Here is a 21258-nt window from a genome sequence, read left to right on the forward strand (position 1 = left end):
AGCATGACGTGGGGTTGCGTCGGGCATCGGACTGAGAAAGGATCGCGCAGCGCTGTGGTGCGCGGGCGTGCCCGTCTGCGTCAGCGTAAGGACTGTTCAGCGATTGACACAAAAGAAGGAAGGCCGGAGTTAGCGACGGCCTTCCTTCTTAACGTAAGGGACGATGTTTCGGACGGTTAGTCAGCGCTTGCACGGAGGCGACGGAACAGCACCAGGGAGAGCGCGGCGACGCTCAGCAGCGTCAAGGCGCTGAGGGCTCGAACCGTTGTCTCGTGCTCATCGCCGGTCTGGGAAAGCTTTGTGCCTGCTTTTGAAGAGCCAGAGCTGTCGCCGGATCCTTTGCCAGAGCCTCCCTCGGAGCCGTCCTTGAGGGTGGTGGATGTTGGTTCATCCGAGGAGGAGTCTCCGTTGCCGCCAGCCTCGTCAGAGCCCGAGCCGGGTTCGCCCGCTTCGGAGCTGCTCGCAAGCTGATAGGTGACGCTTTGCTCCTCGCTGTCCAGATCGGCATGGAGCGCTACTTCCTCGCCTTCCTGGCTGAGGGACTCGAAAACAACAACACGGGTGCCGTTCAGATCCTCGGCCGAGAAGGAAAGGCTCATATCAACGGAGCCGGAAGCCTCTTCGGGCGTGAACGAAGCCTCACTGGTAACGGGCACGCCGTCGTTCTCGAGGGGCGCTTCGGTAGTGGCGTTCATGAGCACGGCCGTAAGCGTGTAGGTTTGGCCGGGAGTAAGACCCTCGTAGAACACCGTATCGATAATGGCCGCCTCGGGGCGCACGACGCCAACGTGGGAATCGGTAGCCAAATCGAGGGCGGTGGTGGCAATGCGGGGGCCATTGTTATCAGAGCTGCTCAGGGTGCCCATATCGATGACGGTGCCGTGGTCGTCCGTGTCGACGGTGGTGTTGCCCTGGCTCAAATCGAACAGTTCGTTGGAAAGGCAGCGAATCTCCTCGACGTCGTACTGATCGAAGGGAAGGGCGCCCAAGGCGTCGTCGGGGGTCGTTTCGGTTTCCGACGAGCCGCTGAACCATAGGCCGGCCTGGCTGTTGAGGGTGGACTCATCAAGAATGAAGGGTGCCGCGAAGCTGCCATCCTCGGCGCGGAACTGTGCATCGTTGCCGTTGGTGAGCTCCGAGTGCGGTGCGGCGGCCGTAGAAGCGCGCCCCGTGCTGTCGGTGACCAGGATATGCCACTCGCCTGTTGTCTTCGAAGTGACCTTAAAGGGGATGCCGGCAACCTGCAGCGCCTCGTGTTCGTTCTTCATGAACGTCAGCTCGGAGCGAGCCACTTGACTGGCAAAACCGTCATCGTGGGGGATGGCTTGGAAGTTGACGACGAACTCCTGGTCGTGGTCTTCGTCATCGATGTGGCGCACATGAATGGCAGGGTCGACGAGATAACCCTCCGGAGCCTGGATTTCCTGGATGGTGTAGGAGCCCAAGGGCAGTGCCGGCGACTTGTCGCTGGCACGGTAGAAGGAAGAGCCGGATACTTTGTAGGGGAGCACCTTGTCGGCACCGCGACTGCTGTGGTGGGTGAACGAGCCATCAGCGTCCTGGAGCGAGAAGACGCCCTCGTCGTTGGTGCGTACTACCCAGGAAGCGCGGGGCTGCTCTTGGGCCAGGGATTCCGCGGTGCCTTTCTGGGTAGCGTAGTAGTTCACGCGGAATTGGGCGTCGCCCAAGCTGGCTCCGCCTTGAGCGAGGGGTTTCTGGGTTTGATGGTCCAGCTTCTGCAGCATAATGCGCAGCGGGTTGAGCTTGGGATAGGTCTTAACAGCGGGGTCGTTGACGCGGGTTACATCGTCGTCGGTGACGGTGACGGCGTAGGTGCGGCTGTCGAGGGCGTAGCCGTGGGCAGCGCGCGTGGTCTCCTTCACCCAGTAGGAGCCCAAGGGCACGTCGGTAAGGCGTCCTATGGCCAGGCCGCGATCGTTCAGGGTCACGGAAATCTCTCCGAATTTGTTCAGGCAGGCGGCGTCGGTGAACACGCCGTAGGTGGCGCCGTCCAGCGAGTAGGAGGGGTTGCCGTCGGTCAGCCCTTGATTGGAAGAAGCCTTGACTAGCTCGATGACGCCGCCTTCGGGATAATCGACGAAGGTGACGGTATCGGGGTTGTCCTGGCTTTCGCGGGGCTGCACCGACAGAGTTTTGATGTCGTCAGAGAGACGGAAGCCCGGAGGAGCGAAAAGCTCCACGGCATAGTAGGTCCCCGGTCGCGCATCCTCTACGATGTTGCTCTTCCCGTCGGCCTTGGTGACGAAGGTCATATCAGCATCCGACTGCGCCCAGTCGCGCGCCTCTTCCCAGGTGGAAAACTGCTTGCGATTTTGGGAGTCAATGAGCTTCTCGGCTTTCGACTTTTGGGAATACGCAACGATGACGGCGTGCTCGAGGGAGTGATCGGGGGAGGTATTTAAGATGTCTGGATTGGATGAGACTTTGATGACTTGAGCTCTTCCAGAGAAAGTAGGCGGGACGAGGACATAGCCAAAAATGTTTGGAAAGAGCAGTCCTGAAGAGGCATATTTGACATCGAATTTGTAATAGAACTTAAGCCAACCGGCATAGTGGGGATCGGATCCGTTATAGACGCCTTTAAAGGCAATATAGTTATCGCCTTCTTCGTTGGTCATCAAGAGGCCCCCACTGTTGGAAAACTCGGAAGTGTCGCTCACGCCATGAGCCATCGCTTTGTTCTCGGGTGCGCTGCCAGGCAGGAATCCGTCGTCGTAGAAGAACTCTCCGGAGGTTATATAGCAAGGGCGAAAATCGCTTCCGTCAGTCGAAACAGCGAATCTGGCACGCGAACCTTGGTGGGCAGCAAGCAGATACTTGAAGAACATCTCAACGGCCTCGTCATAGGTGCTTGCGTTGGTGTTGAGTATGCGGTCATCCCAATTTTCTTTCTCCAGGGTGCCTTCTTGGAAGCTTCGTCCGCAACCGAAGAATACGCCGAAACCAGGTTGTCCGATCATGCCCGAGGGAAAGCCAAAGGCCTCTTGCTTCGCCTTCATACGGGGGTCGAAATTCTCAAGACGCGTGCGCGGGTTGAGGAGGTAGTGCTTCTCGCTTTCGCCTGGGAACGCAGTGTCGCTTTGCAAGGTCAGCCCGTCGGTCGTATAGCTTTCTTGCTGTGCTTGGGCCACAAGATCGGGGACGTCGGACTGGAAGGTGATCTCGGCGCCCTGATGGGTGAGAACCAGGTCGCTAGTATCAAGATCGGCGGTCACGTAGCGCTCGTAGGCCGGGTAGGCGGGGGTGAGCCAGAAAACAATGGCCAGAGTGCTCTCGTCGGTAATGGCGTCGCGCGGGATGGTGACGGTGCCGGCTTCCGCGTCGTAGCGGCAGAGATCCGTGATGTCGCGCTGCCGATTATCAAAGGTGGCGAACTGGTCGTAGACCTCGAAGGAAAGAGGGGAATCGAAAGACAGTGCTTTGGGGTCTTCGTTCACGCGTACTACCAGAGTATCGCCTTCAACGGCAGCCGCGGCGTCATAGCTGGCGAAATCCACGGTCTCCAGGCTGTTGTCCTTGAAGTGAAGGACCACCTGCACCGTCGACGGCGCCGACGCATAGGCGGCCGATGAGGCGGGCAAGAAAACCGTGAAAAGACCCAGGGCCAAAAGCAGGGCCAACGACGCGCGGAGAAGAAGAGGAACGGGCAGGACAGGTCTTTGGGGTGCGGGCGGGGCGGCTCGCAAGGAAACGGCTTGAGCGGGGTTCATGGGCTCTCCTTTCTGCGCGTTGCGTACGCGACAACGAATGAAACAGCAATCGGGTGTCCGCTGCATCAAAACGTCCACGGAAGAAAAGGGGCCGAGAGAGTGGGTTGGCGTTTGGCAGCGAGACACCCGACTGGGGGCACCATAGGTGCGGTCAATCGCAGGAGCTTCGCGAAGCCGTCGGCTCTGGTTCGCGTTCGGTTCGCTTACGAGGTTCATGGAGGAGATAATGACGGGAGGCGTCGTGAAGAAACTGCGAAGAAATGCCCGTGTGTTGTAGGGATTTCGCGAGAGAGGGCGTTGTGAGGGCCCGCGTTTACCCTGCTCTTTATAATGGGCTGCGAAACCAAGCTGCGGACGGTGATTCGCGGCCTTTTACTTTTGCTGTACGTTTCCCCGTTCCCTCAAGGAGGGCTTACATGGATCTTCTTATCATTCTGGTCTGTGCCGTTATTGTCATCGGCTTTCTGGTGTTCATTCACGAAGGCGGCCATTATCTGGCGGCCCGTGCCTTCGGCGTGCGCGTAACCGAGTTCATGCTGGGTCTGCCCGGCCCCTCGATTGGCTTTACCCGCGGTGAGACGCGCTTCGGCGTGACGGCCGTCCCCCTGGGCGGTTACGCCAAGGTGTGCGGCATGGAGGCGGGACCGATGCAGCCCCATTTGCAGGAAGTGCTTGCTGCGCTCTATCGCCGCGGTACGGCGAACATGGAGGACATTGCCCTTGACTGCGGCATCACCGACGACGAGGCCTACGAGGCGCTGGAGGAACTGGTGGAGTGGGGCAGCGTCATCGGCCCCACCAAGCAGGACCAGTTCAACACCTATCGCGCTCCGCGCGTGATGCCCACCAAGCGTCAGCAGCGCAAGGCGGCCAAGGCGGGAAAGCCGGCGCTTGCTTCCTATCAGCTGGGCGAGGCGCGTCCGGTTGATGATCCGCGCGCGCTGTACGACAGCGAGTACTCTCAGCAGTATCGCTCGCTGCCGTTCTGGAAGCGCTCGGTTATTCTGCTGGCGGGCATTGCCATGAACCTCTTGTTCGCCATGCTCGTCTTCGTTTTGGTGTTCTCGATCATCGGCTTTCAGGTGCAGCATCCCGAGACAGGCGAGTTGATCACCATTCATGCCTCGGTGCTTCAGGCGTTGCAGGCGGGCTTTACCTACATTGGCATGGTCATTCAGGCTGTGGTGGGCCTCTTTAATCCGGCCACGGCGGCTCAGACGGTGTCCGACTCCACGTCCATTGTGGGCATTGCCGTCATGTCGAAGGATTACTTCCAGGCTGGCCTGATCGAGGGGCTCGAGTTCATGGCCATGATCTCGGTGTCGCTGGGCATCATGAACCTGCTGCCCATTCCTCCCCTTGACGGCGGACGTTTTGTGGTGGAGGTGTTCCAGAAGGGCACGCGCAAGACGGTATCCCAGAAGGTGATGAACTATATGTCCATGGCCGGCATGGCGCTGTTCCTGGGTCTCTTCGTCATCATGCTGAACCAGGACATCCAGAGGTTTGTCTTCGGCAACTGGGGATAGGGGTCGGAGCCTCGCTGACTTCCTGGGGCGCACATGCGGGATATAATAACTGGACTGGTTCTTTCTTGAGAAAGAAGTCTTATGGATGAGAATATGAAGCCGCATCAGCGGACGCGCCGCATTATGGTGGGCGCGGCGCCGGTGGGCGGGGGCGCGCCGGTGGCGGTGCAGTCGATGCTGAATGCCCCGGCCGACGATGTGGCGGCCAACCTGGCTCAAATCGAGGCTCTGGCCGAGGCCGGATGCGAGATTGTGCGCATGGCCATTCCGCGCCGTGCGTGCTTGGATGCCTTCGAGGCCGTGTGCGCTGCCTCGCCGCTGCCCGTAGTGGCTGACATTCACTTCGATGCCACCATTGCCATTGAGGCAGCGCGGCGCGGAGCGGCCAAGCTGCGCATCAACCCCGGCAACATCGGAGGTCTCGAGGCAACGCGCGACGTCATTGAGGCGGCACGCGAGGCGGGCATCCCCATTCGCATCGGGGTGAACGCGGGCTCGCTGGACGATGCCATTGCCGAGCGCCAGGATTTGACGCTGCCCGAGAAGTTGGTGGCGTCGGCGCGCCAGTATGTGCGATTCTTCGAAGATGAGTGCCGTTTCTTCGATTTGGCCGTTTCCGCCAAGGCCCATGACGTGCAAACCACCATCGACACCTACCGTCTTCTGGCCGCCGAGCTGCCCGAGGTGCCGCTGCACATTGGGGTCACCGAAGCGGGCACGGCGTTCCAGGGCATCATCAAATCCGCCGCTGGCCTGGGCGTGCTGCTGGAAGAGGGCATCGGCGACACCATGCGCATCTCGCTGACCGACGACCCGGTGGTGGAGGTGCGTGCCTGCTGGACGCTGCTGGGAGCCCTCGATTTGCGTCGCCGTGCACCAGAGCTTATCAGCTGCCCCACCTGCGGGCGCTGTCAGGTAGACCTGATCGGCCTGGCCCGCGAAGTGGAAGAGCATCTGGCTTCCGTGCAGAAGCCCGTGAAAGTGGCGGTGATGGGGTGCGTGGTAAACGGCCCCGGCGAAGCCGCCGATGCTGATATTGGGGTGGCCTGCGGCGCCGGCTCGGGCGTCGTTTTCTCCCATGGTAAAATCGTTCGCAAAGTTAATGAGTCAGACATTGTGCCTGCCCTACTGGAAGAGTTGGAGAACCTATGAGTCAAGTTCTGCGCATGAGCAAGTTGTACGCCCCCACCTTGAAGGAGGATCCGTCCGACGCCGACATTGACAGCGCGCGTCTGCTGTTGCGCGCCGGCATGCTGCGCAAGACGGCTTCGGGCCTCTATTCGTTTTTGCCCCTGGGCTTCCGCGTGCTGAAGAAGATCGAGGACATTGTTCGCGAGGAAATGAACGCCTCTGGTGCTCAGGAAATTCTCATGCCGGTGCTGCAGCCGGCCGAGCTGTGGGAGGAAAGCGGCCGCTTGAACGCCTACGGCCCCGAGCTGATGCGCCTGGTGGACCGCCACGATCGCGAGATGTGCCTGGGTCCCACCCATGAGGAAATCATCGTGTCGCTGGTGCGCAACGAGCTGCGTTCCTACAAGGAGCTGCCGCAGAACCTGTACCAAATCCAGACGAAGTACCGTGACGAAATCCGTCCGCGCTTCGGCCTTTTGCGCAGCCGCGAGTTCGTGATGAAGGACGCTTACAGCTTCAACGCCACCCAGGAGTCGCTCCAGGAAACCTATGACGAGATGGGGAAGGCCTATGGGGCTATCTGCGAGCGCTGCGGTTTGGACTATCGCGAGGTAGAGGCCGACGGCGGCCAGATTGGCGGCAAGGTGACTACCGAGTTCATGGCCCTGGCCGATTCCGGCGAGGCTGATCTGGTGTACTGCTCCTGCGGTTATGCGGCCGACGCCGAGGCCGGCGCGTGCATGGCGCGCCCCACGGTCTATGAGGTGGACGCCATGGAGAAGATTGCCACGCCGGGCGTGCACACCATCGCCGAGCTGGCGGAGTTCCTGGGCATCCCCGAGTCATCTACGGTGAAGGCCCTCTCGGGCAAAGATGCCGAGGGCAATTTGGTGGCTGTGTTCATCCCCGGCGACCACGAGCTGAACGAGCTGAAGATCGAGGGCGTGGTGCCGGGCTTCACGCTGCTGACCGATGACGAGATGAAGTCCTTCGGGCTGTGCAAGGGCTCCATGGGCCCGGTGGGCTTGTCCGAGAACGCTCGCGTCATTGCTTCCACCAGCCTGCAGGCGGTGCCGCAGTGGGTGGTGGGCGCCAACGAGGACGGCTACCACTACGTGGGCGCGCGCCTGGGTCAGGATTTCACGGTGGATGAGTGGGCCGATCTGGCCACGGTAAAGCCCGGCGACTGCTGCCCGGAGTGCGGCCTGCCCCTGGAGGGCGCCCGCGGCATCGAGGTGGCGCAGATCTTCCAGCTGGGCGATCGCTATTCCAAGGCCATGGGCGCCACGTTTATGGACGAGGACGGCGAGGAGAAGCCCTTCATCATGGGCTGCTACGGCGTGGGCATCAGCCGCACTATGGCCGCTGTGGTCGAGCAGCATCACGACGAGAACGGCATCCAGTGGCCGTTGTCCGTGGCGCCGGCGCACATCTGCGTCATCCCGCTGACCGTGGGCGATGACGAGGTTCAGCCCGCGGCCGAGAAGATTGCCCGCGACTTGTCCGATTTGGGCTTCGAGGTGGTTATCGACGACCGCGACGAGCGCGCCGGCGTGAAGTTCAACGACGCCGACCTCATCGGTTGGCCGGTCCAGGTTATTGTGGGCAAGCGCGGCCTGAAGGAAGGCAAAGTGGAAATGAAGCTGCGCCGCACTGGCGAGAAGAAGGACGTCTCGCGCGAGACCTTCGCTGAGATGATGGGCTTCGCCCGCCGCGCTATGCGCGACAACACGCTGCACGGCGCTGGCACCGGCTCTTTCGAGGCTATTTTCGGGTAAGCTAAACCTTACCAATTCAATCAACCTCTGACGGGGCGGTAACACTACCGCCCCGTCGGCGTTTCTGGGGGCGTGCGCCGCCTATGATGGAGAAGCTAACTCAAACAGGAACGGGAGGCCTCGAAATGACTGCGAATACTCCGAACTTCGCCGACGGGCTGAAGGACATTTTTCTCGCCGGCGTGGGCGCCATGGCGCTGGGGGCGGAAAAGACTCAGGAGCTGGTGGAGCAGCTGATCGCCAAGGGTGAAATTACCGTGGAGCAGGGCAAGGAAATCAACTCTGAGGTGTTGAAGCAGGCCCAGACTACGGCCGAGCGCGTGGGCCAGCAGACGCAGGCGGCTGCCAGCCATATGAGCGATCAGGCGAAGACGGCGGCTGAGCTGCTGAAGGAGCAGGGCCAGTCCGCGGTGTCCTTCGCGCGCTCTCAGGCCGAGATGGCCACGGACAACGCCAAGAAGGATTCCGCTAGCTTCGCCGAGGCTCTGAAGCACGACGTGCTGGAGGCCCAGATGGCGGTCATGACGCCCGAGCAGCGCGCCGAGTTCGCTGCCAAGGCAGCCGAGATTGCCGCACGTGATACCAGTGAGGGCGATCAGCAGTAACGCGCTGCCCAACAACGTCCTCAGAAAGAGACGGGCTTCGGCCCGTCTCTTTTTGTTGGGGAGGGCAGTGGAGAAAAGGGCTTCGAGCTTCGGCGCTTTCCCTGGTGCGGTCACGCCGCTCTTGCTTGCAAGGCGGCCCACGGTGGAGCTGCTAACAAAACGCAGATTCCTTACCTGTTTTGGGCGAAATGGACGAGAAAGCGGCCAGTCTTCATGAGACGCGATCGCAGTTCATGCGTCATGCGCTTGAGGCAGCGCTGGCATAAAAGTGCCGTCCAAGGGCGAACGATGTTGTCGCTTGTCCAAGGTACATGCTTTGCATTACAATAATGCAAAGCATGTACCTGGGAGGAGCCATGGCAGATACGACGGCAACTATTAATGTGCGACTCAGTCCGACTCTTAAAGAGCGCGGCGACAGTGTTCTGAGGAAAAACGGCATCTCGACCACGCAGGCCATTCGTGCACTGTGGGGCGTCATGGCTCGCACGCACGAGGTGCCCGACTTCGTTCTGGCGGAACAAGATGAAGCCCAGGCAGATGAACAGACGCGCAAGAAGATGATTGCGCGCAGCCTCCTGGCCATCGTGCCGTCAGCATCGTGCGTGGCTGATGAAGAGTTGGATGACCTTCGGTTTCAGGGCCTTATGGAGAAGTACGAGGCGCTTGTATGAAGGTGCTCTTTGATACCAATGTATGGCTCGACATCGTGCTGGGTCGTGAGGGGTTCTACCTGGATTCTTTCATGGCGCTCGTCGACTGTTTGGACGAGAGTGATGAGATATGTATGGCGGCCACGTCGCTCAAAGACGTTTTCTTTATTGTTGAGCGCATGGAAAGCGCTGAAGTCGCCTATGAGGCGGTAGGAAAAATGCTGGAGTTAGCCCGTGCGCTCACGGTAGACGATTGGGTGTGTCGCAAAGCGGTGAAGCTGGAGCGGCCCGACTACGAGGACGGTATTGTGGCAGCCGCCGCTCTTTCGGACGAGGTGGACTGTATCGTCACGCGCGATGCAGCCGCCTTCCAGAACTTGAACATTCGTCGCTACACGCCAACGGAGTTTATCAAGGAACGGGGCGTGGAGGTCATCGACTTACCATAAGCAGCCAGGTGGCTGAGCGGCTCGAAAGCTAGTCTCAGCCCAGCATACGTCCTTTCCCTCCATGACGCTTCGGCGCAGTTGGCCGTTGGGGGTGCGGGGCGGCCTTGCTTCCGTGGTACACTGAAGCGACTGACAAGACTCTTTCGCGGAAAGTGAACCTATGGCTGATTTTATCGAGGGCAAGCGCCCGGTTATCGAGGCGCTGCGTACCAGTGTGCCACTGAAGTACATTCTCATGGCCGACAACCTGAGCCAGGCCGACGGCCTGGTGCGCGACATCCAGCGCAAGGCGAAGAACCTGGATGTGCCCATCAAGAAGGTGTCGAAGAAGAAGCTCGATGAGATCTCCGAGCGCGGCAGCCATCAGGGCGTCATGGCCGAGGCGGAGCCGTTCAAGTACGTGAACGTGACCACCATTCTGGAGGCCGCTGCCAAGTCAGCCGAAGAGTACGACGGCCGTGCGTTGGTGGTGGTGCTCGACCACATTACTGACGCGGGCAACTTGGGCGCCATCGCCCGTTCTGCCGAGTCGGTGGGCGCTGCGGGCATTGTTATCCCCAATAAGCGTGCCGCGCGCGTAACGGCCGCTACCTACAAGAGCTCGGCCGGGGCTATCTCGCACATTCCCGTCAGCCAGGTGGCCAATATCGTGAGCACGCTCGACCGCCTGAAGGAAGAGGGCTTCTGGGTGGCCGCTGCCACCGAGCATGCTGCCGACCTCATCTGGCAGGCCAACCTGAAGGGGAAGATTGCCCTGGTCATGGGCAATGAGGGCGAGGGTGTTTCGCGCCTGGTGCTGGAGAACTGCGACTTCGGGGTGAAGCTGCCCCAGGTGGGCGAGATTTCCTCGCTCAACGTGGCCCAGGCTTCCACCGCTTGCATGTACGAGTGGCTGCGCCAGAATTGGACGGCCGGCGAGGGAGCGGGGGCGTAGCATGAAGGCCGATTACTGCAGCTGCACTGATCACGCGTGCCCTTTCCATCCCGTCAACCATGATAAAGGGTGCACGCCGTGCATTATGAAGAACCAGCAAGAGCGCGAGGTGCCCAGCTGTCTGTTCAAGATGGTGGGCCGCAGCGAGCGCTGCGAGGGCTACTACTTCGAGGACTTCGCCCTGTCCGTGGTGGATGCCCAGCGTGCCGCCGGACAGGTGGACGTCATCGCCGCCGCTGATGCGGCCAAGGCGGCTGCAGAGGAATAGCGCTTTGGCGAAGCAGCGCAAAAAGATGCTCATCGTAGACGGGTACAACGTGCTGCGCAGCGGCAGTCGTTACCGCCGCCTGCCCGAAACCGCCGAGGATTATACCGACGATTGGTGGAACGCGGCTCGCGACAAGCTTATCAACGACGTTATCAACTACGCCGGCCACGACATGGGCGCCATCATTGTCTTTGATGGCGGTGGCAACGACTTCTCCGAAGGGAAGAGCCAGAAGATCGGCGGTATTCGCATTATGTTCTCGCCTGCGGGACAGTCGGCCGACAAGGTTATCGAGAAGCTGGCCTACGACGCGGGCAAGCGCGGTATTGAGACCATGGTGGTTACCAGCGACGCCAGCATCCAGGACACCGTGTTCGGCGGCGGCGTCGACCGCATGAGCGCCGACGGCTTCTCCCACGAAGTGGGGGAGTACTACGAGCAGGCGCGCCTTGATGACTCGCCGAAAGTGGCCCGCAAGAACACCGTGGCCGAGCGCATCCCCGCCGACACCCTGGCCAAGCTAAAGGCGCTGCGCGACGGAAAATAGCGGTAAAACCCCAGGTCAAATCCTCCGCAACCAATAATTGCGGGAAATGACAACGGGAATTGGTTTCGGTGCGGCGGCGAATTCGGTAGGCTCGAAGACGATTTCAGATTCTCTTCGAAGCAGAAAGGCAGCACACCATGAACGTTGAGATCGCCGAGCGACTGGCCGCCCGACGCAAGCTTGCGGGACTCTCCCAAGAGGCCCTGGCCGAGAAGTTGGGGGTGTCGCGCCAAGCCGTTTCCAAGTGGGAGCGCTCCGAGTCTTCGCCCGATACTGACAACCTTATTGCGCTGGCCAAGCTGTACGGCGTATCTCTTGACGAGCTGCTGTACGTGGATGAGTCCATTGAAGACGATGTGGCCTTCGAAGCGGCCGATCGTGCTCGAACGCAGAAGGGCGCAGGTGCAACTAGGGCCGCGGCGGTTGGAGCAAGTGCGCCGTCCGAACCTGACGCCCCGTCCTCGGATGGGAGTGCCTCGGCGGCCGATGGCGAAGCAGACGGTGCGGAGTCTTCCGATGTCGGTGACGTCTCTGCAGCCGAGGACGGCCTCAATTTCGAGAAAGAGGGGAAGGGCAACGTTCACATCGGCTTCGACGGTATCGACGTGGCTGACGGCAAGGATCATGTGCATGTGTCCTGGGCCGACGGCGTTCATGTGGTTGATCGCCATGGGGAGGAAGTGCACGTGGGCTGGGACGGCGTGCGGGTCAACACGCAAAAGCCCGGCGCGGCGAACCATGTTTTCACCCGTGAACACGGATGGGACTCGGTGAACCGGGACTTCCTGCGAAAATGGAACAAGTTCCCCTTCTGGGCCATTATGCTGGTGGCTTATTTGGTGCTGGGCATGCTGTCGAAGACCACGTGGACTTCGGGGCTAATTTTGCTGGCGTTGATTCCCCTTTACTATCTCATCGGAGGCGTCGTAGCCTCGCGGCGGATCGTGCCGTTCCTGTGCGCACTGTATCCGCTGGGTGCCGTTATTTGGTTCATCTGGATTGTGTTTATCGACGGCAACTGGTACGGGCCGGCCTGGGTTATTTTCCTCACCATTCCCCTGGTGGAAGTGCTCATTGTAAAGACGGCCGAATGGTGGCGCTCCCGCTCATCAGCGTCGGAGAAGATCGAGGTTGAGGTGGAAGAGGCGGTACCCTCTGCCGAAGGGGAGGCTCCTCGGGATGCCGACGAAACCGCAGAGGGAGGCGCTCCTTCGCTATAATGCTTGTTCCCGACCAGAGCTGAAAAGGGAAGGAACCTATGAAGATCAATCAGGCTATTCTGCATGTGCTCGATTTTGTGTCCTGCGTGAACGTGTATGCCCAGGCGCCGATGGATTTCTCCAACAAGGTGGCCAAGCGCTACGTGACGTCTCAGGCGCGGCGCACGCTCAACAACTTGGACAGTAAGCGCGGGCAGTTTGCCGCCGATAGCCTGTTTGCCGAAGAGCTGCGCAGCTACTTCCGCGGCGAGCGCGATTTCGTGGGGCTTTCCCAACAGATTGCCGAGTTCGTGGCCGGCGAGTTGGGTCGCATGGAGAAGACGCCTTCCACCGATGTGCTGGTGGTGGACTTCGAGGGCGATCTTGATGAGACGGTGCGCGAGATGACCGACGAGGAGGCCGAGGCTTCCTACAAGGCCCAGGGCCCGCGCTACTTCGCCATTATTTTGTTGGAGGCGCGCCAGGCTTACATGCACGAGGTGGGCTCCAACGACTTCGGCGACACGGCCACTACTATTGCGCGCCATCACGCCATTCTGCCGAACCCTTCGCAGAAGGTGGCCTCCTTTGCCCTTATTGCCGCCGAGGGCATGGAGGTGTGGTTTGTGGACAAGGAGCGCGAGATTGCCGGCGAGAAGCGCTGGATCATCCCCGATGGCTTGTTGCAGTGCTCCATGGAGGCGTCCTCCAAAGAGGTGCTGGAAGCGGTGACCACGGTGGTGGAGGAAGTGGCCAAGGAGTACGGCGCCAATACGGCGGTAGCGCTGTCGCGGGCCAAGGCCTACGTGGCCGAGCGCGCCGAGGAGTCCGACGAGGTGGACGCCCACGAGCTGGGCCGCGAGGTGTTCGCCGATGCCCCTCAGGTGGCGGAGCGTTTTGACCGTGCGGTGGACGAGGGGGTGCTGCCGGAGCGCGTGGTGGTGGAGAAGGCGGTGGCCAAGCGCGTCGCGCGTACCCACAAGATTCGCACCGACACGGGTATTGAGCTGACCTTCCCGGCCGAGTATGGCGAAAACGCCGAGTTCATTGAGTTCTTTAGCACGCCCGATGGGCGTATTGAGATTGCTCTTAAGAATATCGGGTCTATTGAGAACCGGTAAACTGGGCTGGGTCGTCCGCGCTGCGTTTATCCATCACGCCTTGAACTTTGGGGGCTTCTGCTGTTTGGCTAGGGCGGCGCTTTCTTCTACTTCGTCGGTGTCGGGGTCGGGGGCTTCGTAGCGGTGTTTTGCCAGTTGCTCGCCTACTTTGTAGACGACGTACCACAGGGTGCAGGCCGCCAAAAGGGGCACGGGGGCGAAGTTCGTGTGTAGGGAGGGCACGACCCAGAGCATGATGGTGAGGAAGATGCCCACGCCCAGAATGCAGCGGTTGACCACGTGGAAGCGAGAGGCGATGCGCTGTTCCCCCAGCATGACGTGCTGGCGCGCGCCAGCCTGGTTTACGCGGATGTCGTAGCGGTTCGTTAGGCTTAAGGCCTGGTAGTTGTACTCAAAGATGTCCACGCGGTCGCCTACGATAACGCCGTGGGCAATCATCCACAGGCTGGGGGCGGCGCCGAGCAGGAACAGCCCTACGGGAATAGCCGAGCCGCGATGGGTGGTAAGGTCGAGCCCCAAGGGCGCTTCGGCAGCGGCCACGGCGCCTCCCAGGCAGGCTGACAGCCCAAGGCCGATGGCGCCGGCCAGAATCCAGCGGCGCCGCACTTTCAGAGCCTGGGCCTTCTGCGAGGGCGTGTAGAAGTTGGTGATGCGCGGATAGGCGGTCATGTAGTTCTTCCGGTTGTTGCGCGCGTAGCCCAGCAAGGCGAAGCCGATGATCAGGAAGATCATAACCACCAGGGAAATGGTGGCGTTGTTGTCGGCGAAGCTGATGTTGAGCGCGCCGCCCGACACCATGCCCAGAAAGTCGGTGAGCTCGGTGGCGATGGCGTGGGCGTCCTCGTTGCGCAGGGGCGGAAGCCAGAGGGAAAACGAGCCGAGGGCCATGCCCAGCACAATGGTGGCCAAACCAGCGGGCACTACTTTCGAGCGCAGCAGGCGATAGGCATCGTAGCCATAGGGATCGTCCAAGGGTTCGAGGAATAGGCTCACGGCTTCTGCCTCCTTTCGCCTTCATCCTAGGGTTTTCTGAACGAAGCGGCCTTTTCATGACCGAAAGCGTCACCGGATTGTGGGCGGATACTGCGTTTTCGCAGCCAATCGGGCCGATCTTTAGGGGCCATCGGAAAAATCTAGGGCCGTGCGACGGCAAGACGAGTAGAATCGAGCGCGAACGAAAGTGGCGGGAGTTGCGCCGTCTGAATCTTGGCGCGAGCTTCGGAGCACGTTGCCCCACGCTCACCTTGGGTGAGTTTAAGTGCTGGCCGGCAGGCACTCCCGCCCCTCATGGAAGGAGCCTTCATGGCGAATCTCTACGAACGCGAAGATGCCTACATTCCCCGTGTGGCGGCCATTCACGACCTGTGCGGCTACGGCAAGTGCTCGCTGGGCGTGGCCATCCCCGTGCTGTCGGCGGCGGGGTGCGACGTGTGCCCGGTGCCCACGGGGCTGTTCTCCAGCCACACGGCTTTCCCGGGGTGGTACATGCACGACACCACGGACATCCTGGAGGATTACCTGGCGGCTTGGCAGGGTATCGGCGTCGACTTGGATGCCGTGTACTCGGGCTTTTTGGGCGCGCCCAAGCAGGTGGATATCATCAAGCAGGTGTGGGAGCGCTACCCCAAGGCCCTGCGCGTGGTGGATCCGGTGATGGCCGACCACGGCAAGGTGTACCCCACCTACACGCCGGAGCTGGTGGAGGCCATGGGCACCTTGGCCAACGGCGCCGACATCCTCACGCCGAATCTTACCGAGGCGGCCATTATCCTCGGTCGCGAGTGGCAGGGCTGCGACGTGGACGAGGAAACGGTGCGCGCCATGATCCTGGAGCTGCGCGAGCGCGGCGCGAAGAACGTGGTGCTCAAGGGCATCGAGCACGGCGATGGCCTCATCCACAACTACGTGTGGGGCGACTCGGTGGAGTTCACCGAGACCACCAACGCCAAGCTGCCTTATATGCTCCACGGCACGGGTGACGTGTTCGCCAGCACGCTGCTGGCCGCCGTCATGACGGGCTCGAGCTTGGCCGAGGCTACGGCCTTCGCCGCCGACTTCACGGCTGACGCCATGCTGGTATCCGCCAAACAGCCCGACTTCGAGGCTCGCGGCGTTTCCTTCGAGCCGCTGCTGGGCAAGGTAACGGCGCTGTTGGACTAACTGCCAAGGCTGATATGCAAAAAGAGACCCGCCCCGAAAAGGGGCGGGTCTCTTGCATTTGGGGCTGCTTGTTTGAGCCTAGTTGCTGGCGGCGCGGGGGATGGCGTCCTCGATGAGGTCGTTCAGCTCCCCGTCGGTCAGGTCGTAGTTGTACATGAGATGGTAGTACTCGCGGGTAACGTCGGCGATGGTGTCGTCGAACTTATCGGGGTACAGCAGGCGCGGCAGCCACTGCAGGCCCATGAGCTGGTTCACCGTCGGCGGGTTGTTCATCCAGCACCACGGGTCGTTGGGCACCTGATAGTAGTTGTCGTTGTCGATGGCGGCAATGCCGGCCCAGGCCGGGTTGTCGCCCACAGTGTCGTAGATGCTGCCTTCCTGGAAGATGATGAGATCGGGGTTCCACAGGGCAATCTGCTCGAGGCTCACTTCGTTGCCCGTGCCCTTGCCCGAAGCCTCTTCCACGACAACCACGTTGTCGGCCACCATGTCCACCACGGCACCCTGGAACGAGGTCTTGGCGATGGCGTTCAGACCGTTCTCGCCCAGCAGGTAGGCCATATGCACGCGCTCGCTCTCGGGAATACCCGCCATGACCGTTTCCACCTTCTGGTAGATGTCGGTGCAGTACTGGGACAGCTGATCGCCGCGGGATTCCATGCCCAGCAGCTCGCCGAGGCGCGCATAGGCCGCGCCGTAGTCGGACAGCTTCGCCTCAATGAACACCACGGGAATGCCCAGCTGCTCCTGCAGGGCGTTCAGGTCGTCCTCGGCGCCTTCCTTAGCTTCGCCGGTATCGATGATCACCTGGGGGTTCGCGGCAGCTACCGCCTCGCGGTTCAGGTTGTCGGTAGCGCCGAGCACGGCGCCGAACACCGGGTAGTCGGCGAACTTCTGGCCGAAGATCTTCAGCTGATCATCGGTAAGCTCCTGAGCCAGACCCACCATCTTGTCGGGGGCGATGGTCAGCAGCACCTGCTGGGCGGTGAAGCCCGAGGGGCAAATGCGGTCGATGGTGGCGGGCAGCTCGACCGTGCGGCCCAGGTCGTCGGTAAAGGTGACGGTATCGGCCTCGGTGCTCTGATCGGCACTCTGCTGCGTCGATGCGGCAGGGTCGCTGCTGGCTGCTTCCTCGTTGGACGAGCAGCCAGCAAGGCCGAAGGCCAAGCAGGCGCTCAGCGCTACAGCGCCGACCAAGGCCGCCCAGGAGCGGCGGTGGGTTTGCAGGGTCTTCAACATAGATGTAACTCCTTTTCAGTTCCTCCCAATTAGGACTCTATTTCGCTGACGGGCACGCAGACGCGCACCTTGTCGCCGTAAAGGGAATTGACATCCACCTCGATGCCGTACAAATCGCTGATCAGCTCAGAGGTGATGACGTCGTGGGGATTGCCGTAGGCCTGGATGTGGCCTTGGTTGATGACCATGGTTTGATCGGAATAGAGAAACGCATGGTCGGGGTTGTGGGTCGACTGCACAATGGAAAGCCCCTCGCGGGCCAACTGGCGCACGCACGAGAGCACGCGCACCGTGTTTCCGTAATCCAGGGCGCTGGTGGGCTCGTCCATGATGATGGTTTGGGCATTCTGGGCAATAGCGCGAGCAATGAGCACCAGCTGCTGCTCGCCACCGGAAATTTGCGTGTAAGTGCGGTGGGCCAAGTGCCCGATGCCGATGCGATCAAGCGCCTCGTGGGCTCGCTTCAGCTGGGCGGGGCCCGGGGTGCTGAGCATCTTCAAGTCGCTGCCCGTGGCCATGAGCACCACATCTACCACCTCGTAGTCGTAGACCGAGGCGTGGCTCTGGGGAATGTAGGAAATCTCTCGGGCGCGCTCCCGAATGCTCAGGCGCTTCAAGTCCTTCCCGTTCACCAGGATAGTGCCGAGGAAGTTCGGATTGAGGCCCAGAATGCAGCGGAAGAGCGTGGACTTGCCCACACCGTTGGGCCCCAACACGTTAACCAGGGTGCCATCGGGAATGGTGAAGGTCAGGTCGTGCAAGATCTCGCGGGAGCCGTAAGAGAAGCAGAGGTTTTTGACTTCGATGCTCATATCTTCTTCTTCCGCGTGATGAGATACAGGAAGAACGGCGCGCCTACGAAGGCCGTGAGGATGCCGATGGGGATTTCCGCGGTGGTTGCCAGGCGGGCAATATCGTCAACGACCAGCAGGAACGTGGCGCCCATGAGCATGGAGGCGGGAATGAGCTTGCGGTAATCGGCGCCTACCATCATGCGGCACAGGTGCGGAATAACCAGGCCCACCCAGCCGATCATGCCGGTGACGCACACGCTGGCAGCTGTGATGAGGGTGGCGGCCACAATGACGACGATGCGCGTGCGGCGAGCGTTCACGCCCATGGTGGCCGCCTCGTCGTCGCCCATGGTGAGAATGTTGATGCGCCAGCGCAGGGCGAACAGCACCGCGCAGCCGACAAGCATGACCGGGAAGACCATGGCAATCTTGCCCATGTTCGCACCGGTGAGCGAGCCCATGAGCCAGTAGGTGATGTCGGCCAGCTCATCGGTGGGGTCGGCTACCAGCTTTGCGTAAGATACGCCAGCCTGGAACAGCGAGCTGACCATAATGCCGGCCAGCACGACCACCATCATATGGTTGCCGCGGGCGCGCGAGCTGATAAGCAGCACCAGGAAGACGGTGATCAAGGCAAAGACGAAGGCAAAGGCGGAGGTCATGACTGAGCTGAGACCCAGCAGAATGGCCACGGCCGCACCGAAGGCGGCACCTTGGCTGGCGCCCAGGATGTCCGGCGAGACAAGGGGGTTTTGGAAGGTGCCCTGATAGGCGGCGCCAGCGAGGGCCAAACAGCAGCCTACCAGGAGGGCCAGCAGGATGCGGGGCAGGCGCACGTTGAAGAAGAGCGTTGCCTGCTGATCGGTCCAGGTAGGATCGAGGGGGATGATCTGGTTGACGAGCATGCCCAGCGCCTGGCCGGGATCGATGGGGTAGCGGCCGAGCATGAGAGATGCCACAGCTGCCACTACCAGGGCGATGGCGAGGCCCAGCACGACGAGACGCCCGCGACGAGCGGCTGCGGAGACCGTGGGGCGATTGAGGGTATGCTCGGTATTCTTCATGGCAGCCAATTATATCCTTTATTATAGATAATTTACAGAGAAGGATAATTCGTTACCATAGCAATGATGAAAGAATTGAGAAAGCGGATTTGAGGGACACTTTGCCGGAAGTACTTCGAGTCGCTGGCGAGAGAAAGGAAACAGATGGGCTGCGCCGAAAAGGATTGCTGCACGGCGAGTGCGGGAGGACCCATTCAGTTCCCGGGCACGAACGAGCCGAACACCCCGTGGAAGCTGTACAACCATCTCATTGCCGGCATTCCCGAGGATGTAGTGGTGCGTGATTATTGCCTGGGTACCCACTGGTCCTACGTGGCGGCCGACAGCGGCATGGGCGTGAGCTTCACCACCACGGGCGGTGCCAAGCGCCGCTACGGCGATGACCTGCGCGGTCTGCCCTTGCGTACGGTGGCCGAGCTGGCGAAGTCGTGGTGCTTCGAGGAGGCCAGCCTGGGCGTGGCGGCGCTGAACGCGTGGTATTCTCAGCACGGGCTGCTTGATCCGCTGGGTTGCGTGTACGACGCGGCCGTCGAGGTGCCTGACGGCACGGTGCGCAAGATGGACGCCTTCGAGATGTACCGGCCGGAAATCACGGCAGCAGGTGACGCCTCCGTAGTGGTGGTGGGTCACTTCCCCCATGTGGAGCGCATCGAGGAGTACGCGCGTCTGACCGTGCTCGAGCGCAAGTGTACCCAGGCCAACGATGTGCCCGATCCAGCCTGCGAGTATGTGATCCCCGGCGCCGACTACCTGTTCATGACGGGCGTGACGCTTATCAACAAGACGGCACCGCGTCTACTGGATTTGGCTGCGAACGCGAAGACGGTGTTCGTGGGACCCAGCGTGGTCATGGCGCCGTTCCTGTTCCGCTGGGGCGTGGACATGCTGGCCGGCAGCGTGGTGGCCGACCCGGAGAAGGCCGCGTTTGCCGTCAAGAACGGCGCCGGGCAGTTGTTTGGCGAGGCGCTGACTATGGCGGCCTTGAAGAACCCGGAGGCCTAGCAGGCGCTATCGGCTTCTGCTTCAGGGCGATGGAAAGCGAGAGGGCGGCATGCTGTTTTTTCTGACAGGCGATGTGCAGATAGGGAAGACCCGCTGGCTTCAGCGGCTGGTTGACGACGTCGCTGCCGCTGGTGTGCCGGTGGCGGGGGTGCTGGCACCTGGGGACTGGGTGCCGGCCGCCGGGAGCTGGGCCGATGGCAATGGATTCGAGAAGCGCGGTATCGACAACGTGCTCCTACCGAGCGGAGAGCGCCTTCCCTTCGCGCGCCGTCGCGATTTAGCGCAGCTGGAGGGAAGCTTCGACGCTGCCAGCCAGAGCGCGCGGGCTCAATTGGCCTGGGAGATAGACGACGCTGCCATCGCCCGCGTGAATGAGCATTTTCGCCAGCTGGTAGAAGGAACATGCGGCGACGGAGCTGAGCGCGGGGAGGTGCGCGCGAGCGGCTCATCGGAGGCAACGGACGCGTGCGTGCGAGAACTGTCGGGCGCGGGACTCGCTTCTGCGGCTTCGGGCCTTCTGATTGTCGATGAGCTTGGTCGTCTTGAACTTCAGCGAGGCGAGGGGCTTACCGAAGCTGTGGCTCTGCTGCGACAAGGGCCCACCTCAGCGTTTCCCCATGCACTGGCGGTAGTGCGCGAGGAGCTTGTCGACGAGGCGGAGCGGCAGCTGGGTGGCGCCTGGCCCGACCGGTGCCGCATTGCGCCCGACGAGGCGGGGCGAGCCGCGGTGTTGGAGGCGGTGGGCGCTTGAGCGCCAGCGCCTGCGTAAGGCAAAGCACTAGAGAGACCTTTCTTGGCGCCCTCACATAAAGATGAGCGATGCTGCGGCCCCCGCTTCGGCGGGGGCCGTTTTTTTGCACGACGGCCAAAACGATGAGAACGTCCTCTGCACAACGAAATGACCAGGGAAAACGCAATTTCATTGAATTTATACGAGGTGACAGGTGCCGTATTTTTGTGCAGGATAGGCTTGTCGCGAACTCTGCGGGGTCGTTCAACTGTTCCGTTTCCCCGCGAGGCATATTAGCAAACCGCAGGGAAACCGACGTTCTTG

General features: G+C 61.3%; 19 protein-coding genes. 14 read left to right on the plus strand and 5 right to left on the minus strand.

Going from position 1 to position 21258, the window contains the following annotated elements; genetic code table 11:
* Positions 1-176: 176 nt before the first annotated feature.
* The gene (locus PZH32_RS01845) at positions 177-3731 is read right to left on the minus strand and encodes a VaFE repeat-containing surface-anchored protein (RefSeq protein WP_275205926.1); all 3555 of its coding nucleotides are present in this window, start codon (positions 3729-3731) and stop codon (positions 177-179) included.
* 416 nt (positions 3732-4147) lie between these two features.
* Here PZH32_RS01845 and PZH32_RS01850 point away from each other — a divergent pair, with 416 nt between their 5' ends.
* The 11 genes from PZH32_RS01850 to PZH32_RS01900 all read left to right on the plus strand — a co-directional run bounded on the left by PZH32_RS01850 (position 4148) and on the right by PZH32_RS01900 (position 13945).
* Entirely contained in the window at positions 4148-5260 is a 1113-nt protein-coding gene (locus tag PZH32_RS01850; RefSeq protein ID WP_275205927.1) for a site-2 protease family protein, read from the plus strand.
* 81 nt (positions 5261-5341) lie between these two features.
* Complete coding sequence (gene ispG, locus PZH32_RS01855; protein WP_275205928.1) at positions 5342-6412, plus strand: flavodoxin-dependent (E)-4-hydroxy-3-methylbut-2-enyl-diphosphate synthase; 1071 nt, start codon at positions 5342-5344, stop codon at positions 6410-6412.
* Positions 6409-8169 (plus strand): proline--tRNA ligase, encoded by a 1761-nt coding sequence (locus PZH32_RS01860; protein ID WP_275205929.1) that lies wholly within the window; start codon positions 6409-6411, stop codon positions 8167-8169. Before ispG ends, PZH32_RS01860 begins: the two co-directional genes overlap by 4 nt.
* 125 nt (positions 8170-8294) lie before the next feature.
* Entirely contained in the window at positions 8295-8774 is a 480-nt protein-coding gene (locus PZH32_RS01865) for a phasin family protein (RefSeq protein ID WP_275205930.1), read from the plus strand.
* A gap of 356 nt (positions 8775-9130) precedes the next feature.
* Positions 9131-9448 carry a hypothetical protein gene (locus PZH32_RS01870; protein ID WP_275205931.1) on the plus strand — a complete coding sequence of 106 codons (318 nt, stop codon included), beginning with the start codon at positions 9131-9133 and terminating at the stop codon, positions 9446-9448.
* Positions 9445-9876, plus strand: coding sequence for a PIN domain-containing protein (locus PZH32_RS01875; protein ID WP_275205932.1), 432 nt, complete (start codon positions 9445-9447; stop codon positions 9874-9876). Before PZH32_RS01870 ends, PZH32_RS01875 begins: the two co-directional genes overlap by 4 nt.
* A 160-nt stretch (positions 9877-10036) precedes the next feature.
* Entirely contained in the window at positions 10037-10810 is a 774-nt protein-coding gene (rlmB, locus tag PZH32_RS01880; RefSeq protein ID WP_275205933.1) for a 23S rRNA (guanosine(2251)-2'-O)-methyltransferase RlmB, read from the plus strand.
* 1 nt (position 10811) lies between these two features.
* The gene (locus PZH32_RS01885) at positions 10812-11078 is read left to right on the plus strand and encodes a DUF6485 family protein (RefSeq protein ID WP_275205934.1); all 267 of its coding nucleotides are present in this window, start codon (positions 10812-10814) and stop codon (positions 11076-11078) included.
* Positions 11079-11082: 4 nt separating this feature from the next.
* Entirely contained in the window at positions 11083-11625 is a 543-nt protein-coding gene (locus PZH32_RS01890) for an NYN domain-containing protein (RefSeq protein ID WP_275205935.1), read from the plus strand.
* A 137-nt stretch (positions 11626-11762) separates the two neighbouring features.
* On the plus strand, positions 11763-12845 hold the full coding sequence (locus PZH32_RS01895; RefSeq protein WP_275205936.1) for a helix-turn-helix domain-containing protein: 1083 nt from the start codon (positions 11763-11765) through the stop codon (positions 12843-12845).
* Positions 12846-12883: 38 nt separating this feature from the next.
* Positions 12884-13945, plus strand: a complete 1062-nt coding sequence (locus PZH32_RS01900; RefSeq protein WP_275205937.1) for a nucleoid-associated protein — start codon at positions 12884-12886, stop codon at positions 13943-13945.
* Between the two features lie 33 nt (positions 13946-13978).
* Here the strand turns inward: PZH32_RS01900 and PZH32_RS01905 are convergent, their stop codons facing one another.
* Positions 13979-14938: a hypothetical protein gene (locus tag PZH32_RS01905; RefSeq protein ID WP_275205938.1), complete on the minus strand. Its 960-nt coding sequence runs from the start codon at positions 14936-14938 to the stop codon at positions 13979-13981.
* A gap of 309 nt (positions 14939-15247) precedes the next feature.
* Between PZH32_RS01905 and PZH32_RS01910 the strand changes: the two genes are divergently transcribed.
* Positions 15248-16105 carry a pyridoxamine kinase gene (locus PZH32_RS01910; protein WP_275205939.1) on the plus strand — a complete coding sequence of 286 codons (858 nt, stop codon included), beginning with the start codon at positions 15248-15250 and terminating at the stop codon, positions 16103-16105.
* Between the two features lie 78 nt (positions 16106-16183).
* Here the strand turns inward: PZH32_RS01910 and PZH32_RS01915 are convergent, their stop codons facing one another.
* From PZH32_RS01915 to PZH32_RS01925, 3 genes are read right to left on the minus strand one after another with little or no spacing between them, the layout of a single operon-like run.
* Positions 16184-17344 (minus strand): ABC transporter substrate-binding protein, encoded by a 1161-nt coding sequence (locus tag PZH32_RS01915; protein ID WP_275205940.1) that lies wholly within the window; start codon positions 17342-17344, stop codon positions 16184-16186.
* A 29-nt stretch (positions 17345-17373) separates the two neighbouring features.
* Positions 17374-18156 carry an ABC transporter ATP-binding protein gene (locus PZH32_RS01920; protein ID WP_275205941.1) on the minus strand — a complete coding sequence of 261 codons (783 nt, stop codon included), beginning with the start codon at positions 18154-18156 and terminating at the stop codon, positions 17374-17376.
* Positions 18153-19202 carry a FecCD family ABC transporter permease gene (locus PZH32_RS01925; protein WP_275205942.1) on the minus strand — a complete coding sequence of 350 codons (1050 nt, stop codon included), beginning with the start codon at positions 19200-19202 and terminating at the stop codon, positions 18153-18155. The genes PZH32_RS01920 and PZH32_RS01925 overlap by 4 nt, the downstream gene beginning before the upstream one ends.
* A gap of 144 nt (positions 19203-19346) precedes the next feature.
* Between PZH32_RS01925 and PZH32_RS01930 the strand changes: the two genes are divergently transcribed.
* Both PZH32_RS01930 and PZH32_RS01935 read left to right on the plus strand, forming a co-directional pair.
* Positions 19347-20204 carry a DUF364 domain-containing protein gene (locus PZH32_RS01930; protein WP_275205943.1) on the plus strand — a complete coding sequence of 286 codons (858 nt, stop codon included), beginning with the start codon at positions 19347-19349 and terminating at the stop codon, positions 20202-20204.
* Between the two features lie 49 nt (positions 20205-20253).
* On the plus strand, positions 20254-20955 hold the full coding sequence (locus PZH32_RS01935; protein WP_275205944.1) for a hypothetical protein: 702 nt from the start codon (positions 20254-20256) through the stop codon (positions 20953-20955).
* The last annotated feature ends 303 nt before the right edge of the window (positions 20956-21258 follow it).

It is taken from the genome of Adlercreutzia equolifaciens (genome assembly GCF_029076695.1).
GTDB lineage: Bacteria > Actinomycetota > Coriobacteriia > Coriobacteriales > Eggerthellaceae > Adlercreutzia > Adlercreutzia equolifaciens_A.

Excerpts from the sequence above, each read along its gene's own strand:
- PZH32_RS01845 (WP_275205926.1), bottom strand. The coding sequence starts at position 3,731 with ATGAACCCCGCTCAAGCCGTTTCCTTGCGAGCCGCCCCGCCCGCACCC.
- PZH32_RS01850 (WP_275205927.1), top strand. The coding sequence starts at position 4,148 with ATGGATCTTCTTATCATTCTGGTCTGTGCCGTTATTGTCATCGGCTTT.
- ispG (WP_275205928.1), top strand. The coding sequence starts at position 5,342 with ATGGATGAGAATATGAAGCCGCATCAGCGGACGCGCCGCATTATGGTG.
- PZH32_RS01860 (WP_275205929.1), top strand. The coding sequence starts at position 6,409 with ATGAGTCAAGTTCTGCGCATGAGCAAGTTGTACGCCCCCACCTTGAAG.
- PZH32_RS01865 (WP_275205930.1), top strand. The coding sequence starts at position 8,295 with ATGACTGCGAATACTCCGAACTTCGCCGACGGGCTGAAGGACATTTTT.
- PZH32_RS01870 (WP_275205931.1), top strand. The coding sequence starts at position 9,131 with ATGGCAGATACGACGGCAACTATTAATGTGCGACTCAGTCCGACTCTT.
- PZH32_RS01875 (WP_275205932.1), top strand. The coding sequence starts at position 9,445 with ATGAAGGTGCTCTTTGATACCAATGTATGGCTCGACATCGTGCTGGGT.
- rlmB (WP_275205933.1), top strand. The coding sequence starts at position 10,037 with ATGGCTGATTTTATCGAGGGCAAGCGCCCGGTTATCGAGGCGCTGCGT.
- PZH32_RS01885 (WP_275205934.1), top strand. The coding sequence starts at position 10,812 with ATGAAGGCCGATTACTGCAGCTGCACTGATCACGCGTGCCCTTTCCAT.
- PZH32_RS01895 (WP_275205936.1), top strand. The coding sequence starts at position 11,763 with ATGAACGTTGAGATCGCCGAGCGACTGGCCGCCCGACGCAAGCTTGCG.
- PZH32_RS01900 (WP_275205937.1), top strand. The coding sequence starts at position 12,884 with ATGAAGATCAATCAGGCTATTCTGCATGTGCTCGATTTTGTGTCCTGC.
- PZH32_RS01910 (WP_275205939.1), top strand. The coding sequence starts at position 15,248 with ATGGCGAATCTCTACGAACGCGAAGATGCCTACATTCCCCGTGTGGCG.
- PZH32_RS01915 (WP_275205940.1), bottom strand. The coding sequence starts at position 17,344 with ATGTTGAAGACCCTGCAAACCCACCGCCGCTCCTGGGCGGCCTTGGTC.
- PZH32_RS01920 (WP_275205941.1), bottom strand. The coding sequence starts at position 18,156 with ATGAGCATCGAAGTCAAAAACCTCTGCTTCTCTTACGGCTCCCGCGAG.
- PZH32_RS01925 (WP_275205942.1), bottom strand. The coding sequence starts at position 19,202 with ATGAAGAATACCGAGCATACCCTCAATCGCCCCACGGTCTCCGCAGCC.
- PZH32_RS01930 (WP_275205943.1), top strand. The coding sequence starts at position 19,347 with ATGGGCTGCGCCGAAAAGGATTGCTGCACGGCGAGTGCGGGAGGACCC.
- PZH32_RS01935 (WP_275205944.1), top strand. The coding sequence starts at position 20,254 with ATGCTGTTTTTTCTGACAGGCGATGTGCAGATAGGGAAGACCCGCTGG.